This is a genomic window from Hymenobacter sp. HD11105 (assembly GCF_054051685.1).
The window spans coordinates 338,709-357,437 of the sequence record NZ_JBSWBR010000004.1 but is presented as its reverse complement, the minus strand read 5'-3'; the positions used below and the strand labels follow the sequence as shown (position 1 = coordinate 357,437).

The window sequence follows — 18,729 nt, the reverse complement described above, 5'->3', positions numbered from 1 at the left end:
CCCTTATGGACCTGATTAATCATTATTTCCCGCACCTTACTGACCAGCAGCGCCAACGCTTTCGGCAACTCGAAGTTGAGTTTAAAAGCTGGAATGAGCGTCTGAACCTAGTAGCCCGCACTGACGTGGCCAACTTGGTGGAGCGCCACTTTCTGCATTCCTTGGGTATTGCGAAGGTCGTAGAGTTCACGGCGGGCAGTTGGGTGCTGGATGTGGGCACGGGCGGTGGTCTGCCGGGGTTGCCGCTGGCTATCTTATTCCCTGAGGTAAAGTTTCATCTCGTTGATAGCATTGGTAAGAAGATTCACGCAGTGCAGGAAATGGCGCTGGCCTTGCATCTAACCAACGTCACGGCTGAGCAAACCCGGGCCGAGCAAGTGCGCCCCAAGTTTGACTACGTCGTAAGCCGTGCCGTAGCGCGCTTATCTACTTTTCACACCTGGATTGCTCATCGCTACAAATCCACTAGCGCGACCAATAGTGGCTTGTATTACCTAAAAGGCGGCGACCTAACAGAGGAAATAGCTGAAGCAGGCCTGCCAGCTACGCTATTTGAATTGAGCGACTATTTCACGGAAGAGTTTTTTGAGACGAAAAAGGTTGTCTTCGTTCCCAAAACTTCGGTCTGAGCAGACGTCGTAGAGTAGCCGCATTAAAAAATGAACTCCTGGGAGTATTTTCTTAGCAACGAAGCACCCTGAAATGCCAGTAGCTATGCGAAAACATCTTTTACATGTTTCGGCGTAACCGCTGAATAGATTAAGCAAAAGCTCTATGCTGGGACTTCCGCCGTCAAAAACTCAATAGCCCGGCGTTCCGAGTAATAGTCACCGTCGGGAGTGCCTTCGGGAAAGCCAACGTGGCCACCTTCCCGCGGTGTTTCCAAAAACACAAATGGGCTTTTGGCTGCTACATCGCGGGGAAAGCAGCTGGGGGGCAAAAATGGGTCGTTCTGAGCGTTTACGAGGAGGGTAGGTACCCGAATATGCTCCAGATAGCGACCCGAGCTGGAATGCTCATAATATTCATCAGCCGACTTAAAGCCATGCATAGGAGCCGTAAAGCGGTTGTCGAACTGCACAAAGTCGCGTAGCTCCTCTAGATTTTCAATGTCCACCTGTCCCGGAAGCAACTCCGCCTTAACTCGCATCTTGGCCCGCAACGACTTTAAAAAGCGGTTCAGATACACCCGGTTTGCGGGGCGGGCAATATGCTGAGAGCTAGACTTAAGGTCAGTGGGCACGGAGAATACGGCGGCCCGCTCTACTTGCACCGGTACGCGGTCAGCCTTTTCGCCTAAATATTTTAATGTCACGTTGCCGCCAGCCGAGAAGCCCGTCAAATACACGCGCCGGTAGCAGCCTGCGCCCAGTGCATAGCGGACTACGAAGTCAAGGTCGTCGGTATCGCCGAGGTGGTAGGAGCGGAGCAGGCGGTTCATTTCGCCGCTACAGCTGCGGTAATTCCACGCCAGTGCATCAAAGCCCGCGCGGTTAAGCGCCCGCACCATACCCCGTACGTAAGGCCGGCCCGCGTCGCCCTCCAGCCCGTGCGAAACAATGGCTATGGTATCGGCCGTTTCGCCCTCTACCGCCCGCGACCAATCTAAGTCCAGAAAATCACCGTCCTCGGTTTCTACCCGCTCGCGCTGATAGCGCACCTCGGGTACTGTGCGCCATAGGCTGGGCACAATGGTTTGTAGATGCCCGTTGAACATATAAAACGGCGGCTGGTAGCGGGAGTGCTGGATGAGTGGCATAACCAAGGAAAGTATAAAATGGCGTTTGCCCGGCGGAGGTTATCTAAAATAGAAAAATCACTTGTTAAATGTACAGACATAGGAAAAAGTTCGTCATGCATACTACTACTGTTGAGGTATAAGTCGATGGTAAGAGCTGTCCTAAAGAGGAGTTTATTAAACTAAACTCCTCACTCGTCATGATAAAGTCGGGGCTGGGTATTTGGTATTTCCGTCCAAAGCCTTACCTTTGCCACCCCAACTGAAATTTAAATCGAGCAGAACGTCACTATTTCCATCTCATGGCGAATCATAAGTCGGCCCTCAAGCGCATCCGTTCCAACGAAGCCAAGCGCGTGTTGAACCGTTACCAGGCCAAATCTACCCGCACCGCTGTTAAGAAACTGCGTGCTACCACCGATGCTACTCAAGCGCAAGAGCTGCTGAAGAAAGTATCGTCGATGCTGGACCGTCTGGCGAAGAAGAACATTATTCACAAGAACAAGGCGGCTAACAACAAGTCGAGCCTAACCAAGTTCGTAAATTCACTGGCGGCCGCTTAATACACTTAAGAGGCTCTCTGCTCTTTCATAGAAAAGGCCCTGCGCGCAAGTGCAGGGCCTTTTCATGTTTCTATTTATTAAAGTATTTAAAAGAAGCAGCACGGGAGTTATTGCCTCCTATGCTGCTTTCTCATTTAGGCTACGCTCACCTTCACCATATTCGTTTTGCCTTTCTCATTGATAGGCATAGAAGCTGTGTTAATAAAGACATCTCCTGGCTTAAGGTTGCCAGTGGTAGTTAGCACATACTTAATATCTGATACCGTGTTGTCAGTGCTTACCATACGGTCGTAATAGAAGGCGCGCACGCCCCACACCAAACTCAGAACCGTGAGAAGTTCACGCGTGTCAGTGAAGACAAAGATGTCCGCCTTGGGCCGGTATTTGGCAATCTGGAAGGCGGTGTAGCCACGGTGAGTCAGGCCAGTGATAGCACAGGCCTTTGTGTTGCGCGCCAAGTGTACGGCAGCCGAAAGCACACTATCTACCATAAAGGACGGCGCCTCCGGGTTGATAGGGTGGAAGCGGTGGAAAATATTAGCACGGGTTTCCACACTCTTGATGGTATTTACCATCGAGCGGATAACCTCCACTGGGTACTCACCCACAGCCGTTTCGGCTGAAAGCATAAGTGCGTCAGCCCCATCGAGCACGGCGTTGGCCACGTCATTGGTTTCGGCTCGGGTTGGCCGGGGGTTTGTAATCATGCTCTCCATCATCTGCGTAGCCACGATGACGGGCTTACCGAGCTTGTTGCACTTCTCGATAATCATCTTCTGCGCCAGCGGTACCTCGCCTCCGTTGATTTCCACGCCTAGGTCACCACGGGCAACCATCACAGCATCGGTTAGAGCAATGATCTCGTCAATGTTGCGCAGGGCCTCAGGCGTCTCAATTTTGGCCACTACCCGGGTATTCTTACCGCTATTAGCAATCAGCGACTTGATAAACCGGATGTCCTCAGCCCGTCGGGCAAATGAAAGGGCCACCCAATCCACATTATGCTCTAACCCAAATTCCAGGTCCTCAATATCCTTCTCCGTCATGGAAGGGGCAGATACATCTGAATCCGGCAGATTAATGCCTTTACGAGGCTTCACTGTGCCCCCGTAAACTACTTCCACATCTACTTCCTGCTCGCGATCAGTGGCAAGCACACGCAGCTCAATTTTGCCATCGTCAATCAGAATCATGTCGCCGGCCTTCACATCGCGGGCGAGCCCCATGTAAATAGTGCTCAGGCGCGTAGCAGTACTGATTTCCTTCTCGCCGCAGATAAGTTTAATCTTGTCGCCGGCTTTGATTTCAACTTTGCCACCTTCTACCTCGCCCAAGCGGATCTTAGGCCCTTGCAGATCTTGGAGTAGACCAACGTTGGTGCGCATATCCTTATTGAGACGCCGCACCAGGTTAATAACCGACAAGTGGTCCTCATAGGAGCCGTGCGAAAAGTTGAGCCGAAATACATCCACTCCTTCGCGGATGAGGGTGCCCAGACGTTCGTACGTGTTAGAAGCAGGGCCAACGGTGGCCACAATTTTAGTTTTATTGAAATGCGGATGAGCTTCCATAAGTAGGTGCCACCAAGCTCCAGCTTGGCGAGTCAATAAATGATGAAGAAAAAGAGGATGTGCCGGTTGAGGAGCACCAAGCTGGAGCTTGGTGGTACGTTAAAACAGCAAGTTTTCTTTGAACTTTAACTCGTTAGGATCGAACTGACACACATACTGAACGGTAGGCAGAGCAGTAAGTTGGTCTACAAGCTCAGTAGCAGCCAAAATTCCAGAACCATTGCTGACCTGCAACAGATAATCGTACTCTTTGATATCAGGAGCCAGAAACGGTCTTTTTAGGGGCGATGGGTCCACGGAACGGTTGCGCAGCAGGCGCAAAGTAATTGTTTCGGTGACGTGCAAATAATTGCTGATGACCAAACGGCCCTTTGTGAGCAGGTCATAAATCAGGTCTTGCTGCTTCACCAAACGGAGGCGCAAGGCCTGGTTTAGGGTCCAGGCAAGGGTATGCTCGCGGCTCGATGAAACGAGGCCAAAGAGCTCAAAGTCACAGTCATACTCAACGTCCAGCGTCAACATCTTCATAGGGCTCTTCCAAGCTTAAGCAGAACAAAATAACGGTCCGCAAGAGCCAAAGGGAACCGGCTCGGCCGTAATCTTGTACCTGCAAGATTAGGGGTGGTTGGTTTGACAATGTTAGGGAAGTTAGTGTTATTTGTGCCGAGTTTTCTCTAAACCCCCACGGAAATGTCTGAAATTGCAGAAAAAGTAAAAGCCATTATCATTGATAAGCTTGGTGTTGAAGCCTCGGAAGTAACGCCGGAAGCAAGCTTCACCAACGATCTGGGTGCCGATTCGTTGGACACCGTCGAACTGATTATGGAGTTTGAAAAAGAATTCAACGTGTCTATCCCCGACGACCAGGCCGAGAACATCGCCACCGTGGGTCAAGCCATCAGCTACCTCGAGGAGCACGCCAAATAACCTGACGGCTGCTTAGCCGTTACCCGTTTTATTGCTTACCGGCCGGCTCGCCGCCGGCCGTTTTGCTTTCTAATTTCTCCCGTTAGCCTATGTCTCTTCGGAGAGTTGTTGTGACCGGCCTTGGTGCCCTTACGCCGCTTGGTAAAACCGTCGCCGAATATTGGGATGGCTTATCAGGGGGCGTAAGTGGTGCTGCGCCCATCACCCGCTTTGACGCCAGCAAGTTCAAAACCCGTTTTGCCTGTGAGGTAAAGGGATACAACCCAGACGATTATTTCGAGCGCAAGGAAGGCCGCAAAATGGACTTCTTTACGCAGTTCGCCATCATTGCCAGCGATGAAGCTATTCATGATGCTGGCTTGCTGGAAGGCGTAAACCGCGACCGGGTAGGTGTTATTTGGGGTTCTGGTATCGGTGGCCTTAAAACCTTTCAGGAGGAGTGCTTCAGCTTTGCCAAAGGCGACGGCACCCCACGCTACAATCCGTTCTTCATCCCGAAGATGATTGCCGACAGCTCGTCGGGCAATATCTCAATTCGGCATAAGTTCCGGGGGCCAAATTTTGTTACTACCTCCGCCTGTGCGTCGTCGTCGGACTCTATTGTAGCCGCCTTTAATTACATCCGCCTCAGCTTGGCTGATGTAATGGTGACGGGTGGCTCGGAGGCGGCTATTACGGAAGCTGGCGTAGGAGGCTTCAATGCCCTGAAAGCCATGAGCGAGCGCAACGACGCGCCTGAGCTAGCCTCTCGCCCTTATGACAAGGAGCGTGATGGTTTTGTGCTTGGTGAAGGCGGCGGTGCCATTATTCTGGAAGAATACGAACACGCCAAGGCTCGGGGGGCAAAAATCTACGCCGAGATAATCGGCGGTGGTATGTCCTCGGATGCTTACCACATCACGGCTCCCGACCCTGAAGGCAACGGGGTAGTGCTGGTAATGCAGAATGCTCTGCGCGATGCTGGTATTAGCCCCGAAGAGGTAGACTATATTAACACCCACGGCACCAGCACACCACTGGGCGATGGAGCTGAGGTGAAGGCTATTGAAAAGGTGTTTGGCGAGAGTGCCTACAACCTGAACATTAGCTCTACAAAAAGCATGACTGGCCATTTGTTGGGTGGTGCGGGAGGTATCGAGGCAATTGCCTGTATTCTAGCCTTGCAGCACGGCATTATTCCGCCAACCATCAACCATTTCACGGCCGATCCGGAGCTGGACCCACGATTGAATTTTACCTTCAATCAGGCTCAAAAGCGGGATATAAATGTGACCCTAAGCAATACGTTCGGCTTTGGTGGCCATAATACGTCGGTGTTGTTCCGCAAATTCCAAGGCTAATGACAAGGCCAGGCCAGCCACTTCCACTGTTCGGTTTCTTCCGGCGGTTGCTGGGGCAGGACAGGGCTTTTCGCCAAGCCATTGCCACGGTTATAGGCTGTACGCCGGATAATATCCGGCTGTACCAGCTGGCTTTTACCCATTCTTCCTTAGTTCGTCAGCAGACCGATAAGCTCAGAAACCAAAGCAACGAGCGCTTAGAGTTTCTGGGCGATGCGGTGCTGGGCACCGTAGTGGCTGAGTACTTGTTCCGTAAGTTTCCCTACGAGCAAGAGGGCTTTCTTACAGAGATGCGCTCCCGCATTGTGAACCGGGAAAGCCTGAATGCTTTAGCCTTGAAAATCGGACTCGATAAGCTCGTGCAACTTGACCCAACGCAGGGGCGGGCGGCTCGTTCACGCTCCGTGAATGGCAATGCTCTGGAAGCGTTGGTGGGCGCTGTTTACCTGGATCAGGGGTATAAAGCAGCTCGCAAATTTGTGCTTGGTCGCTTGATTAAACCTTTTGTAGATGTAAAGTCGCTGACCACGACCACGACTAATTTCAAGAGCAAGCTTATTGAGTGGGCGCAGCGTCAGGGCAAAAACCTGCGCTATGACTTAGCCGGTGAGCCTCAGACAGGTGGAATAATGGAGTTTTCGGCAACGGTATTCGTTGATGATGAACCGGTAGCCACGGGCATGGGTCTATCGAAGAAGCAGGCTGAACAGACAGCAGCAGAGCGAGCTCTGACGGCGCTAGGTGTGTAGCATGCGTTCTGAACTACACCTTTAGATAGACTGAACCGGCTAAATCCAGCGGTTTGTGGTGCCTTGGACAACTCTGGGGGGCAAAATTCAGTTGTTGGCTAAATTACTTTCTCCTCCCATGCGATTAGCTGGCGCCGCCCTCAACCAGATTCCTTTTGATTGGCACCATAACCTGCGCACCATCCGCGAAGCCATTGAGCAGGCTAAGGCGGCAAGCGTAGACTTACTGTGCTTGCCTGAGCTGTGCCTAACGGGCTACGGCTGCGAAGACCTATTTCTCAGTGATTGGCTGTCGGAGTCAGCGCTGGAACATTTACAGCAGATTAGGCCCTGGACGGCTGGGATTTTAGTCTGTGTGGGCTTGCCGGTGCGCATAGCCGGTCGCACGTACAATACAGCGGCCGTGCTGCGCGATGGCGAAATCCTGGGTTTTGCGGCCAAGCAGTTTCTAGCCAACGATGGCGTGCACTACGAGCCGCGCTTCTTCAACTCCTGGCTCGCGGGCGAGACCACGACAATTGAGTGGCAGGGCGAAAACTGGCCTTTTGGCGACTTGGTTTTCGAGCACCAAGGCATTCGCTTTGGCTTCGAGATTTGCGAAGATGCATGGCGCCCCACTGCTGACCGGCCCGCTGGTCGCCTGATGGAGCGTGGAGTGCAGCTTATCGTGAATCCGTCGGCCAGCCATTTTGCCATGAGCAAAACGGATCTGCGCTACCAGCTTGTGCTGCAGGCTTCCCGCAACTATAACTGCACTTATCTGTACGCCAACTTGCTTGGCAACGAAGCGGGGCGCATTATCTATGATGGCGAGATTCTGGTAGCGCGCAACGGGCATCTACTGCTGCGCAATCAGCTGATGAGTTTCAAAGAAATAGATCTGGAGTGCGTAGATGTTGATTTTAGCGTCAATTTGCCCCCCAAAGAAGTTGAGCCTCTGCCCACGCCCGACGAGTACCGCGAGCTAAACCAAGCACTTAGTTTGGCTTTATTTGATTACATGCGCAAAGCGCGCAGCCGAGGCTTTGTATTGTCACTGAGCGGGGGCGCAGACTCCAGCATGTGTGCTGTGGCCGTGGCCGAAATGGTGCGCTTGGGTACGGCCGAACTGGGTACGGCCGAGTTTATGCGCCGTGCAGGCTGCTTTACAGCTGCCGAAATCGAGGCAACAGCCGGCCCCGTAGCACCCGTACCCGACCAAAATGCTCCCGGCCCGAAAGATGCATCCCTCAGCCAACTCGACGCCGAGCAGAAGCGAATAAATCAAAGCTTGACGCGCCGTTTGCTCACCTGCGCTTATCAGGGCACGGTAAATTCCTCCGATGATACATTTCAATCAGCCAAAGGGCTGGCCGACGAGCTGGGGAGCATTTTTTTCGATTGGACCATTGATGAGCAGGTTAGTGGGTACGTAGCCAAGATTGAAACGGCGCTGGAGCGGCCGCTGACCTGGCAAACCGACGATCTAGCCCTGCAAAATATTCAAGCTCGGGTGCGCGCGCCCGGTATTTGGCTGCTGGCCAACGTGCAAAACTGTCTGCTGCTCACTACTTCCAATCGTTCGGAAGCCTCCGTCGGCTACTGCACCATGGACGGCGACACGGCTGGTAGCATCTCGCCCATAGCGGGTGTAGACAAGGATTTTGTGAAGAAATGGCTGCGCTGGGCCGAAATCGAATTGGGTTATTCATCCTTGCGCCACGTAAATGCCCTCCAGCCGACGGCGGAACTGCGTCCGTTGGAGGATAAGCAAACCGACGAGCGCGACTTGATGCCTTACGCACTGCTCAACCGCATTGAGCGCCTAGCTTTCTATGACCGTCTCAGCCCGCGCCAAGTGCTAGCAACACTCGTGCAAGAAGAGCCAGCGACGGACGCCGAACAATTGAAGACCTACGTGAAGCGTTTCTATTCTCTATGGTCGCGCAACCAATGGAAGCGCGAGCGCTACGCCCCGGCGTTTCATCTCGATGATTATAACGTGGACCCGCGCTCCTGGCTGCGCTTCCCTATCTTAAGTGGTGGCTACACGCAGGAGCTAGCCACCTTATAATCCGAAGCGGCGCTTTGGGTTACATTCCTACCTTTGCCGTTGTACCCCTCTTTTTTCTTCGCATGACCTCGCTGCTCGCTTACATTACCTGGGACGTTGCGCCCGAAATCGTTAAGATAGGCCCGCTCACATTGCGCTGGTACGGGTTGCTGTTCATGTCGGGCTTCGTGCTTGGCACGTTTGTGCTCTCGCATATCTACCGCTCCGAGCGCGTGTCGCCACAATGGGTCGATGTAATTACTGTGTATATGCTGGTGGGCACCATAGTGGGCGCACGCCTGGGACATTGCTTATTTTATGACCCCGGTTACTACCTGACTCACCCACTCGATATTCTGAAGATCTGGGAAGGCGGACTCGCTAGCCACGGTGCTACGCTGGGTATCTTGCTAGCTGTCTGGCTGTTTAGCCGCAACAACAAGTTTGATTACCTCTGGACGCTCGATCGTATCGTGATTGTGGTGGCCTTGGGTGGGGCGCTCATTCGCTTGGGCAACCTATTCAACTCCGAGATTTTCGGCCACGAGACTACGTTGCCCTGGGGTTTCAAATTTGTGCGCGATACGGAGCATCTGGTAAATGGCGTAGCCGTTCCCCGTCATCCTACCCAGATTTATGAGTCACTGTTCTGCGTGTTTCTGCTAGTGCTGCTATACCTGATGTGGAGCCGGACCAAGGAAAAAACGCCTAGGGGGCAATTGTTCGGCTTGTTTGTCGTGCTGCTATTCACCTTCCGCTTCTTGGTGGAGTTTCTGAAGGAAGATCAGTCCGACTTCGAGCAGGGTATGGCACTGAACATGGGCCAAATCCTGAGCATTCCGCTCATATTTATGGGCCTGTGGGTGCTATTGCGCGCGGGCAAATGGCCGAATAATCCCTTTGGCTTTGCTCCTCGGGATTTGGAAGAACGCGCCGCTGCCGAGAAGGCCGAAAAAATGGTCAAATCGAAATAGATAAGCAATCATAAAAATCCCCCCAGAACTAGTTCTGGGGGGATTTTTATGATTGCGAATGGAAGTAATGCACGCAGGAAGCGTGTTATGCCCTACAAGCTGTATCGGTAAACGGCTCCTTGCTCAGTACTAATAACTAAGGTATTGTCATCCGTAAAGGTGACCCCTTCGGTTTGGCCGGCACCCGTCAGGTCGATACGCCGGGGAGTGGCTTTCAGCAAGCCTTGCAGGTTATCGGCTTCGAATACGAACAGCTTCTCCCGGCCTAGCAGCACCATACGGCGGCCGTTGGGACTGATGTCGGCGTCGGTGACCTCGCCCGAGATGGGTAAGCTAGTGAGCAACCGAGCGGTGTATTTGCCGGGCTTGTCGGGCACTGTATATACCTTGCTCTTGGCCTGCTGGGCTCGGTCGCGAGTAAACAAATAGAGCGTGCCAGCATGCCAGAAAGAAGCTTCACAGTCGAAGTTACGCTCTTGTTTGGCTGGTGGAAACTCGCGCTGATCGGCGTAGGTGAAGCTGATCTTACTCACCTGCTGCGGACTGGCAGGATTGAGACGGTAGATAGCTAGGTCTTGGCGGTTGTTGTTATTATTCCCTGCATCAACCACGAAAATATTGCCGCGGTTGTCTTGGGCCAGGCTCTCCCAATCTTGGTTGGGAACCGGGAGGCGCATTTTATTCAGCACTTTCCCGGTTGCATCTATTTTGTAGAGAATAGGGGAGTTGCCCGCGTCGCCGTGGGTATAAAAGGTGCCCGGCTGGTTAGCACGCGCCAAGCCGGAACTCTCGGGCACGGCATTATTTAAGGAGCCCGTACGGCGAAGGCCCGGCACAGCGGCCTCGGTAAGCCGGTCGCTTAGGCTTTCGCGGGGGCCTTTTCTATCGCTTTCCTTGCTTGTCAAATTATCTTCGCTCTGCGCCTGAGAGCAGCTTGCGCTAAATAAAAAGCTAAGCAGCAGCGTGCTGATGGGAGCTAAACGCATAATGGCAGAAAGTAGAAATCATGAAAAAAATGCCCTACCAATAGATATAGGCAGCAACCATCTCTCATCTCCGCTATACGCGAAGCCGAGCTTAAGGTACGGGGTCGTAGCCGTGGCCGCCCCAAGGATGGCAGCGGCCAATGCGGCGTACTGCCAGCCAGCCGCCGCGCCAGGGGCCAAACTTTTGCACTGCCTGCGCCGCGTAGGCTGAGCACGTCGGCTGAAACCGGCAGCTATCCGGTGTGAGCGGCGAAATAAAGTGCCGATACACCCAAATAAGCGCTAGAAAAAAGTGCCGGAACAGGAATGACATAGAAGCCGTTTGGAGAGAAGCCGAATAAAAATACATGCTACGGCCCAATCTGAGCTAAACTGTAGCTACCCTGGCTGTTGTTGTAGAAGCGCTACTCAACGTAGATGCGTAAGTTTGACGGCAGGTCGTAAACCACCCATATTTAAAGCAAGTTCACCCTCCTTTTCATTCCAATAACCACCCCTATGCTGAAAAAACTCTGGGCTAACGCGTTAGTAGTGGCGCTGTTGCTTCCACTAGCAGCCCACGCCGATGAAGGTATGTGGCTGCCGATGCTCGTGAAGCGCCTCAACCACGCCGACATGCAGAAAAAAGGCCTGCAGCTGACGGCCGAAGAAATTTATGATGTCAACAATGCCAGCCTCAAAGATGCCATAGTGCAGCTGGGGGGCTTTTGTACCGGCGAGTTTATCAGTAGCCAAGGTCTGTTGCTCACCAACCATCACTGCGGCTACGACGCCATTCAGAGCCACAGCACACCCGAGAAAAACCTGCTAACCGACGGCTTTTTCGCCGCCAATAAAAGCGAGGAGAAGTCAAATCCTGGCTTATTTGTGGATATTCTGGTGCGCATGGAGGACGTAACGAGCCAAGTTCTGGAAGGTATTACACCCCAGACGCCGGAGCAGGAGCGGGTCACGCTTGTGCAGCAGCGACAGAAGCAGATGGCCGATGCTGCCAAAGAAAACGGCCAGTACGTGGCCTACGTGCGCGATTTCTTCGCTGGCAACGAATACTATATGTTCGTGTACCAGCGCTTTGGCGATGTGCGCTTGGTAGGCGCTCCTCCGGAGTCGGTAGGCAAATTTGGCGGCGACACCGATAACTGGATGTGGCCCCGCCACACCGGCGACTTCTCCATGTTCCGCGTGTACGCCTCCAAGGACAACAAACCCACCAGTGGCTACGCCGCCGACAATGTGCCATACGTGCCCAAAAAGCATTTGCCCGTTAGCCTACAAGGCGTGAGCGAAGGCGACTTTGCGATGGTGTTCGGCTTTCCGGGCCGCACTCAGCGCTTTCTGCCCGCGGCCGGTCTACAACTCACCCTTGACCAAAGTAATCCAGCTCGCATCAAGTTGCGCGATACCCGCTTGAAGCTCTGGAAAGAAGATATGGATGCCGACCCAGCGCTGCGTCTCAAATATGCCTCGAAATACGCCAGCATTGCCAACTACTGGAAGTATTTCATTGGCCAGAATGAAGGTATGAAGCGCCTGAAAACCGTGGATCAGAAAAAGGAGGAAGAAGCAAAGTTTGCTGAGTGGATTGCTCAGGACCCTGCCCGGCAGCAACTCTACGGGAGTGCTTTGCAGGATATTAACCAGAATTACGCGGCCCTACGTGAGTATAATCTAAGCAATGTGTACCTGAACGAAGCCGCCTTCGGTACGGAGATTATGACTTTCGCCGCCCGTATGTTGCCGCTGTATTCGCTGCTGAAAGATCCCAAAGCCGATAAGGCCGCCATTCAAAAAGCTACGGCTGATTTGAAAGAACCGGCCACTGAGTTTTTTAAAGACTACAGCTCTTCCACGGATAAAAAGGTCTTTACGGCTTTGATGAAACTGTACTACACCGATGTAACAAAATCTCAGCACCCCGACGTTTTTCAGACGGTGGAGAAACAGTATGGTGGCTCCATGCCCAAGTACGCCGATTATGTGTTTGCCAACACATTTTTGACTTCGCCTGCCAAGTTCAACGCCTTCTTAGCTGCTCCTACGCTGGCCAAATTGGAAGCCGATCCGGCCTTCAAAACAATGAATTCGGTGTACACGAACTATGTGCAGAAAATTGCCCCCCAGCTTCAAGCCAGTCAGGCTACTATGGCCCGGGCCAATCGTCAATATGTAGCCGGTCTGCGAGCTAAGAATACAAACAAAGTGTACTCACCCGATGCCAACTCCACCCTACGCCTGAGCTATGGCACGGTGCGCCCCTATAAAGGCCGCGACGCGGTATACTATGATTATCAAACCACTGGGCAGGGTATCATCGAAAAAGAAGACCCCTCAAACCCTGAGTTCGTAGTGCCGACCAAGCAGGTGGCCTTGTTAAAAGCTAAGGATTTTGGCCCCTACGCCAATAAAAATGGTCAATTGCCGGTGGCCTTTATCACCGATAATGATATTACAGGGGGCAATTCGGGTTCGCCTGTCATCAATGGCCGAGGGGAGTTGATAGGTTTGGCTTTCGACGGCAACTGGGAAGCCATGACTGGTGATTTAGCCTACGATCCTGATCTGAAGCGCTGCATCAACGTGGACATCCGCTACGTGCTTTTCTGCGTGGACAAACTCGGTGGCGCCAAGCACTTGGTAGATGAGATGACTGTGGTAAACAAAGGCCCTAATCCGGGCGTAGGAGCTACCACGCCTAGTACTAAGACGCTACTGAAAGGCGCGAGCGAGGATAAAAATTCAAAATCATCAAAGAATGAAAAGACCAAAAGCAAGAGAAAGAAGAGCAAAGAAAAAGCTGAGGTCGGCGCTACTATATAGATTGTTACTTTGAGAAAAGTCCCCTGTACGGTTGTATGGGGGGCTTTTTCTTTATAATGCCAGCAGTTTGAGTTTGACTCATTCTGTTTCGCTCAATGTTGGTGAAATTATGAATACTAATATCCGCTACCGGTAATTCAAGTGAGCTTTACGGTCGCATATATCTACAGCATTATTTGATTTTTAAGTGACAAGCAGAACAACTAACTCACATGTGTATCACTTAGCAGCAGGCTTGTAAAAGCAGTAAAAGTATAAATGAATTAAGTAATTGTTAAATTATAATTATAAGTCATAAGAAATCAGACACCCTTACATTGCATTAAGATAAAAATGTTGGTTAAAAATTGTACTATATTTAACTATTTTGAATTATTGCAACATTCTCTAAATTAATTGTATTATTTGTTTGCATATGTGTTTAACGCTATTTAGCTTTGACTATCAATAAAACGCAATTCGATACATTGATTTTACAATTTATTTATTAGTCTCTTTAGCTAATGAGTTAAGTTGTTGCGCATTAGTAAAAAGTGTCCCGCCCTGCTTCTATTCTACCTTCTTACACTTTGCAACAAGTGCTTTTATGATTCGAATCTTTACGCCACGGCTATTGCCATCGCGCAAGGCTCTGCTTAAGCGCGCCTTTGATTTAGTTTTCTCTTTCTTGGTGGTGGTATTGCTGCTGAGCTGGCTGGTGCCGGTGCTGGGCTTGCTGCTCAAGCTGGAGAGCCGCGGGCCCGTCTTCTTCAAGCAGCTGCGCACGGGCAAGAACGGCAAGCCCTTCTACTGCCTCAAGTTTCGCTCCATGCGCCTGAACCGGGACGCCGATGCCCGCCAGGCTAGCCGGGGCGATAGTCGCATTACCCGCATCGGGGCATTTATCCGCAAGACCAGCATCGATGAACTGCCGCAGTTCATCAACGTCTTGCGCGGCGATATGTCGGTGGTGGGCCCCCGGCCTCATATGCTCCAGCACACGGCCGACTACGCCCAGCGCATCGCTAACTTCATGGACCGACACGCCGTGACGCCCGGCATCACGGGCTGGGCCCAGATCAAGGGCTACCGGGGCGAGACGCGCGAGCTGCAGGCCATGGAGCAGCGCGTGCAGGCCGACATCTGGTACTTGCGCAACTCCTCCTTCCGGCTCGATGTGCGCATTGTAGGTCTCACCATCCTACAAGCGATCCGCGGAGATGAGAATGCCTTTTAGGTTTTAAGGCAAATACTATGTCTTTATTAGTTTCTGGCTAATCTAAGGTCATTAGTCACAAGCTTGGCCATTGAACTGCCGTACTTACCTGTTTTTATAGGCCTGACGGAGAATCTTCATTTCTTGGGAAATTCCATCAAGCTGCTGTACTAGTCTAGCAGCATGTTGGCCATAAGGGGTTTTTGCGTCTGTCCAAGCTAGAAATTGCTTTAACTCCTCCTTTGCATACCGCACCAGAGTAGTGGCATTTTCTATAAACTCTTCTTCTGGTTCCATGGGAAAGCTAAGTCAGGGTCTAATATACTTGGTAAGTAAATGAACTCGTCAAAGCCAGTTCTTAGTAGTGCATCTACCTTCAAGCTATTGTGCGGACAATAGCTGACAGCAGCTTTTGCTATACTAAAGAAAGACAGCAAGTTCTCAGCAAAAGTTGCGGACGCTCATTACCTGACCAAGAGGGAATGAAAGAGAAGGTGTAAAATTACCGCACCCTGATTTATGCTTAATGCAAGATAGAAAAAGGCAATAACATATATATTCCAAAATATAATATACTTATAATAAATACTCTCTTAAACTTTTATTGTAAGAGTATAAGTAAGGTAAGACTAGGCTCAAATTACGGTTAACGTAGCCTTATTCAATCATTACTGCTCTTTGCAGTGAATTAAGAGCTATCGGCCAGCATTTGCCACGGAATTTGCTAAGGGTGCGCCAGCCTGTTTTGGGCTTGTTATCCTTAAAATATGCAAAACGTTTTTTTATCGTTAGTAGCTCTATTTTTCCTTGTTTTTACTACTAAAATACACGCTGCTAACGGTCCCGGCGTGCGCGGAGCTCGGGCAGCGGCGTTAGCAAATGCCTCGGTTACAATTAGTGATGTGTGGGCTGTGGGCAATAACGTCGCAGGACTTGGGCAATTAACCCAAATTAGCGTTGGGTTTTATGGTGAAAACCGCTACCTCAGTTCAGCCTTCAATACGGTGGCGTTGGTAGCAGCTCTGCCCTTAGGCACAATTACTACCGAAAAGCCCCCCAGCCGTGGTGTAGTTGGCTTCGAGGCGCAGCGCTTTGGCAGCAACCTATATGCTGAGCAGCGTCTGGGCCTGGGGTATGGCTATCGGGGTGGACAAGTGAGCGTAGGCGGCCGTATCGATGTGCTACAAGTCAGTATTCTGGGGCTGGGTAGCCGGCGGGTATTGGCAGCGTCTTTGGGCGGACAAGCCGAGCTGATTCCGCACCGGCTGGTATTTGGGGGCAATTTATACAACCTCAATCAGGCGAAGCTGGCTGCGTATGAGGATGAGCGGGTGCCTACGGTGCTTAAAGCTGGCCTCTCCTACAGGCCTACGAATAAGCTCATGCTCAATATTGAGTGCGAGAAAGATGTGGAGCAGACCGCCGATTTTAAGGCTGGCCTAGAGTATCGGGTAGTAGAGGCGCTTGCTCTGCGTGCGGGTTTTGCCTCTCTCGCCGAACTGACGACGGCGGGAGTTGGCTTTAAAGCAGGTTTGTTTCAAATAGACTATGCTGCTGCCTGGCAGTCTGCGTTGGGCTTGAATCAGCATGTAAGCGTAAGTGTGCAGTGGGCCCGAAAGTAAATACAGTGTCCCAGAATGCCCCCCAGTCGCTTGTAGTGCAAAAGTTGGTGACACACGCAAAGCTAGCGGAGAGCATTGCTACCTGGCGCCAATTAGTCTGGGCTGTGCTATGTATCTGCGGTGTATTGTTGGCGCCCACCAGCCTCCACGCTCAGGAGTACGTGCGCCCCGCCGCCGACCTCGACCGGTTGGTGCAAGAGTTATTTGCTGAAATTCAGAGTGATGAGGTGCCTTTCGAGGACGTGTACGAAACGCTGCTACTCTACTACCAAACGCCGCTGAATCTGAATACCGCCAGTCGGGAAGAGCTGCGTGGCTTGTTGCTGCTGTCCGAAACCCAGATTTCGGCTCTGCTTGACCACCGCCAGCAACTTGGACCCTTGCTGAGCCTTTATGAGCTACAAAGTATTGCCGGCTTCGAACAGCTGCGCAGCATCTTCCGGCTAGCGCCATTTGTGACGGTGCAGACCACCAATTCTAACGTTACACGCGGGCCTCTTTGGCAACGGATTCGGCACGAAGACAACAACGCGCTTTTCCTGCGCTATGAGCGTGGTTTGCAGCAGCGGCGCGGATATTTGCCCCCCGATACTACCAGTACCGGCCGGCCGCTCAGCCGCTATATGGGCTCACCCGACAAGCTCCTGCTACGTTACCGCGTCAGCCACACCCGCGACTTTAGCTTGGGTATCACGGCCGAAAAAGATGCGGGCGAGCAAATGACGTGGCAGCCAAGTCAGCGCCGGTATGGGGCCGATTTTTACTCCGCACACTTTGTGGTGCAGGAGCGCGGCCGACTCAAAACTCTGGCTTTGGGCGATTATCAGTTACAGTTCGGGCAAGGCCTGCTGCTATCATCGGGTTTTCAGGTAGGGAAAGGGGCCGAGACGATTACTACGCTGCGGCGCAGTAGTTTGGGCGTGCGGCCTTATTCTTCGGTGCTGGAAAATTCTTTCTTTCGCGGAGCCGCAGCCACCGTAAGTCTTCATAGGAGCTTAAAGGCTACAGCCTTTCTCTCCGCCAAAAAAGTAGATGCCAACCAAGAGTTAGCTACCGATTCCCTGGCCCAGTTTGCTGAGTTTTCCACTGGAATCAGCACAAGTGGCCTGCACCGCACATCTACCGAAATAGCAAACCGGCAGCGTTTGCTGGAAACTGTTGCTGGCGGCAACGTGACTTACACTAGTCTGGGGGGCAATTTTGCAGCTGGAACTACGGCCGTAGGCACGCACTACGGCATGGCCTTACAACGCCGCACGGAACCCTATAATCAGTTTGAGTTTCGGGGCCAAAATAATGTGGCTCTGGGGCTTCACTACAGCTACGTATGGGGCAATGTGCTGCTGTTTGGCGAAACAGCCCGCTCCAGCAGCGGCGGCTTGGGCACGGTCAATGGCTTGCTGGCCAGCCTAGCAACCAATGTGGACGCCTCCGTGCTATACCGTCGCTACGATCGTAACTTTCATACCTTCTACGGGCAAGCCTTTGGAGAAAACACTCGCAACATCAACGAGAATGGCTTGTATCTGGGCCTGAAAGTACGGCCGGCTCCGCGCTGGGAAATAACTGGTTACTACGACCAGTTTTGGTTTCCATGGCTTAAATACCGCGTCGATGCACCATCTCGGGGCCATGATTATCTGGTACGGCTGACTTTCGCGCCCACCAAAACCAGCCTGCTTTACGTGCAGGTTCGGGCCCGCACCAAGGATGAAAATGCCGACCTCACGCTCCGCCTCCCAGTGGCGCGACCTGTACCTACCGAGCGCCGCAGTCTACTGCTGTTCTACGACGCTACGCCTGCTCCCGCGTTTAGCCTGCGCACCCGCCTACAAGGCACTCATTACCGCGAAGACGCCGGCCCGGTACGAACAGGTTTTCTGTTGGCCCAAGATGCTACCGTCCGCCTCAACCGCTACATGCGCCTGAGCGCCCGTTATGCCCTATTTGATACCGACGACTATGACACACGGCAGTATGCTTTCGAGCAGGACGTGCTCTACGCGTTTTCGGTGCCGGCTCTCTCTGGTCAGGGGACGCGTACGTATGCCTTGGCCGAGGTGAAATGCACCCGTCATCTTACCCTATGGCTACGCTATGCTGCCACTCAATACCGACACCAACAAGTAATTAGCTCCGGCCTGGAAGAAATTCAGGGTGCCCGTCGCTCCGATGTGAAGGCCCAGGCTCGCTATACGTTTTAGAGCCTATCATT

General features: G+C 52.3%; 17 protein-coding genes. 11 read left to right on the top strand and 6 right to left on the bottom strand.

Annotation, left to right across the window (positions count from 1 at the left end):
* Positions 1–5 precede the first annotated feature (5 nt).
* A complete protein-coding gene (gene rsmG / locus ACW9KT_RS14675) occupies positions 6–629 on the top strand; it encodes a 16S rRNA (guanine(527)-N(7))-methyltransferase RsmG (RefSeq protein ID WP_457081673.1) in 624 nt (207 codons plus the stop codon).
* Positions 630–772: 143 nt separating this feature from the next.
* Here rsmG and ACW9KT_RS14670 read toward each other — a convergent pair whose 3' ends face one another.
* Positions 773–1,759 carry a YheT family hydrolase gene (locus ACW9KT_RS14670; protein ID WP_457081671.1) on the bottom strand — a complete coding sequence of 329 codons (987 nt, stop codon included), beginning with the start codon at positions 1,757–1,759 and terminating at the stop codon, positions 773–775.
* A gap of 281 nt (positions 1,760–2,040) precedes the next feature.
* Here ACW9KT_RS14670 and rpsT point away from each other — a divergent pair, with 281 nt between their 5' ends.
* Complete coding sequence (gene rpsT, locus ACW9KT_RS14665; protein ID WP_457081669.1) at positions 2,041–2,301, top strand: 30S ribosomal protein S20; 261 nt, start codon at positions 2,041–2,043, stop codon at positions 2,299–2,301.
* A 134-nt stretch (positions 2,302–2,435) separates the two neighbouring features.
* On the opposite strand, the gene pyk is transcribed toward rpsT, so the two are convergent.
* Both pyk and ACW9KT_RS14655 read right to left on the bottom strand, forming a co-directional pair.
* Positions 2,436–3,872 carry a pyruvate kinase gene (gene pyk, locus ACW9KT_RS14660; RefSeq protein ID WP_457081667.1) on the bottom strand — a complete coding sequence of 479 codons (1,437 nt, stop codon included), beginning with the start codon at positions 3,870–3,872 and terminating at the stop codon, positions 2,436–2,438.
* 99 nt (positions 3,873–3,971) lie between these two features.
* A complete protein-coding gene (locus tag ACW9KT_RS14655) occupies positions 3,972–4,400 on the bottom strand; it encodes an IPExxxVDY family protein (RefSeq protein WP_457081665.1) in 429 nt (142 codons plus the stop codon).
* Between the two features lie 162 nt (positions 4,401–4,562).
* Between ACW9KT_RS14655 and ACW9KT_RS14650 the strand changes: the two genes are divergently transcribed.
* The 5 genes from ACW9KT_RS14650 (at position 4,563) to lgt (ending at position 9,894) form a co-directional block, all read left to right on the top strand.
* Positions 4,563–4,799, top strand: a complete 237-nt coding sequence (locus ACW9KT_RS14650) for an acyl carrier protein (RefSeq protein ID WP_073109216.1) — start codon at positions 4,563–4,565, stop codon at positions 4,797–4,799.
* Between the two features lie 89 nt (positions 4,800–4,888).
* Positions 4,889–6,139 carry a beta-ketoacyl-ACP synthase II gene (gene fabF / locus ACW9KT_RS14645; protein WP_457081663.1) on the top strand — a complete coding sequence of 417 codons (1,251 nt, stop codon included), beginning with the start codon at positions 4,889–4,891 and terminating at the stop codon, positions 6,137–6,139.
* The gene (gene rnc / locus ACW9KT_RS14640) at positions 6,139–6,888 is read left to right on the top strand and encodes a ribonuclease III (protein ID WP_457081661.1); all 750 of its coding nucleotides are present in this window, start codon (positions 6,139–6,141) and stop codon (positions 6,886–6,888) included. Before fabF ends, rnc begins: the two co-directional genes overlap by 1 nt.
* Before the next feature lie 118 nt (positions 6,889–7,006).
* Positions 7,007–8,941, top strand: coding sequence for an NAD(+) synthase (gene nadE / locus ACW9KT_RS14635; protein WP_457081659.1), 1,935 nt, complete (start codon positions 7,007–7,009; stop codon positions 8,939–8,941).
* 62 nt (positions 8,942–9,003) lie between these two features.
* Entirely contained in the window at positions 9,004–9,894 is an 891-nt protein-coding gene (gene lgt / locus ACW9KT_RS14630) for a prolipoprotein diacylglyceryl transferase (protein ID WP_457081657.1), read from the top strand.
* Between the two features lie 92 nt (positions 9,895–9,986).
* Here the strand turns inward: lgt and ACW9KT_RS14625 are convergent, their stop codons facing one another.
* Together ACW9KT_RS14625 and yidD are read right to left on the bottom strand one after the other, a co-directional pair.
* The gene (locus ACW9KT_RS14625; RefSeq protein ID WP_457081655.1) at positions 9,987–10,880 is read right to left on the bottom strand and encodes a hypothetical protein; all 894 of its coding nucleotides are present in this window, start codon (positions 10,878–10,880) and stop codon (positions 9,987–9,989) included.
* 91 nt (positions 10,881–10,971) lie between these two features.
* Entirely contained in the window at positions 10,972–11,193 is a 222-nt protein-coding gene (yidD, locus tag ACW9KT_RS14620; RefSeq protein ID WP_457081653.1) for a membrane protein insertion efficiency factor YidD, read from the bottom strand.
* Between the two features lie 185 nt (positions 11,194–11,378).
* On the opposite strand from yidD, the gene ACW9KT_RS14615 reads away from it, so the two are divergent.
* Both ACW9KT_RS14615 and ACW9KT_RS14610 read left to right on the top strand, forming a co-directional pair.
* Positions 11,379–13,697, top strand: coding sequence for a S46 family peptidase (locus tag ACW9KT_RS14615; protein WP_457081652.1), 2,319 nt, complete (start codon positions 11,379–11,381; stop codon positions 13,695–13,697).
* 586 nt (positions 13,698–14,283) lie between these two features.
* On the top strand, positions 14,284–14,913 hold the full coding sequence (locus ACW9KT_RS14610; protein ID WP_457081650.1) for a sugar transferase: 630 nt from the start codon (positions 14,284–14,286) through the stop codon (positions 14,911–14,913).
* 84 nt (positions 14,914–14,997) lie between these two features.
* On the opposite strand, the gene ACW9KT_RS14605 is transcribed toward ACW9KT_RS14610, so the two are convergent.
* Positions 14,998–15,189 (bottom strand): hypothetical protein, encoded by a 192-nt coding sequence (locus ACW9KT_RS14605; RefSeq protein WP_457081648.1) that lies wholly within the window; start codon positions 15,187–15,189, stop codon positions 14,998–15,000.
* A gap of 470 nt (positions 15,190–15,659) precedes the next feature.
* On the opposite strand from ACW9KT_RS14605, the gene ACW9KT_RS14600 reads away from it, so the two are divergent.
* Together ACW9KT_RS14600 and ACW9KT_RS14595 are read left to right on the top strand one after the other, a co-directional pair.
* Complete coding sequence (locus tag ACW9KT_RS14600; protein ID WP_457081646.1) at positions 15,660–16,514, top strand: hypothetical protein; 855 nt, start codon at positions 15,660–15,662, stop codon at positions 16,512–16,514.
* A 47-nt stretch (positions 16,515–16,561) separates the two neighbouring features.
* Positions 16,562–18,718 carry a hypothetical protein gene (locus ACW9KT_RS14595; protein ID WP_457081644.1) on the top strand — a complete coding sequence of 719 codons (2,157 nt, stop codon included), beginning with the start codon at positions 16,562–16,564 and terminating at the stop codon, positions 18,716–18,718.
* The last annotated feature ends 11 nt before the right edge of the window (positions 18,719–18,729 follow it).

What these genes read in the sequence shown, in the direction of transcription:
- fabF (WP_457081663.1), top strand. Translation starts at nt 4,889, where the DNA reads ATGTCTCTTCGGAGAGTTGTTGTGACCGGCCTTGGTGCCCTTACGCCG.
- rsmG (WP_457081673.1), top strand. Translation starts at nt 6, where the DNA reads ATGGACCTGATTAATCATTATTTCCCGCACCTTACTGACCAGCAGCGC.
- yidD (WP_457081653.1), bottom strand. Translation starts at nt 11,193, where the DNA reads ATGTCATTCCTGTTCCGGCACTTTTTTCTAGCGCTTATTTGGGTGTAT.
- rpsT (WP_457081669.1), top strand. Translation starts at nt 2,041, where the DNA reads ATGGCGAATCATAAGTCGGCCCTCAAGCGCATCCGTTCCAACGAAGCC.
- lgt (WP_457081657.1), top strand. Translation starts at nt 9,004, where the DNA reads ATGACCTCGCTGCTCGCTTACATTACCTGGGACGTTGCGCCCGAAATC.
- nadE (WP_457081659.1), top strand. Translation starts at nt 7,007, where the DNA reads ATGCGATTAGCTGGCGCCGCCCTCAACCAGATTCCTTTTGATTGGCAC.
- ACW9KT_RS14670 (WP_457081671.1), bottom strand. Translation starts at nt 1,759, where the DNA reads ATGCCACTCATCCAGCACTCCCGCTACCAGCCGCCGTTTTATATGTTC.
- ACW9KT_RS14605 (WP_457081648.1), bottom strand. Translation starts at nt 15,189, where the DNA reads ATGGAACCAGAAGAAGAGTTTATAGAAAATGCCACTACTCTGGTGCGG.
- pyk (WP_457081667.1), bottom strand. Translation starts at nt 3,872, where the DNA reads ATGGAAGCTCATCCGCATTTCAATAAAACTAAAATTGTGGCCACCGTT.
- ACW9KT_RS14655 (WP_457081665.1), bottom strand. Translation starts at nt 4,400, where the DNA reads ATGAAGATGTTGACGCTGGACGTTGAGTATGACTGTGACTTTGAGCTC.
- ACW9KT_RS14650 (WP_073109216.1), top strand. Translation starts at nt 4,563, where the DNA reads ATGTCTGAAATTGCAGAAAAAGTAAAAGCCATTATCATTGATAAGCTT.
- ACW9KT_RS14625 (WP_457081655.1), bottom strand. Translation starts at nt 10,880, where the DNA reads ATGCGTTTAGCTCCCATCAGCACGCTGCTGCTTAGCTTTTTATTTAGC.
- rnc (WP_457081661.1), top strand. Translation starts at nt 6,139, where the DNA reads ATGACAAGGCCAGGCCAGCCACTTCCACTGTTCGGTTTCTTCCGGCGG.
- ACW9KT_RS14610 (WP_457081650.1), top strand. Translation starts at nt 14,284, where the DNA reads ATGATTCGAATCTTTACGCCACGGCTATTGCCATCGCGCAAGGCTCTG.
- ACW9KT_RS14600 (WP_457081646.1), top strand. Translation starts at nt 15,660, where the DNA reads ATGCAAAACGTTTTTTTATCGTTAGTAGCTCTATTTTTCCTTGTTTTT.
- ACW9KT_RS14615 (WP_457081652.1), top strand. Translation starts at nt 11,379, where the DNA reads ATGCTGAAAAAACTCTGGGCTAACGCGTTAGTAGTGGCGCTGTTGCTT.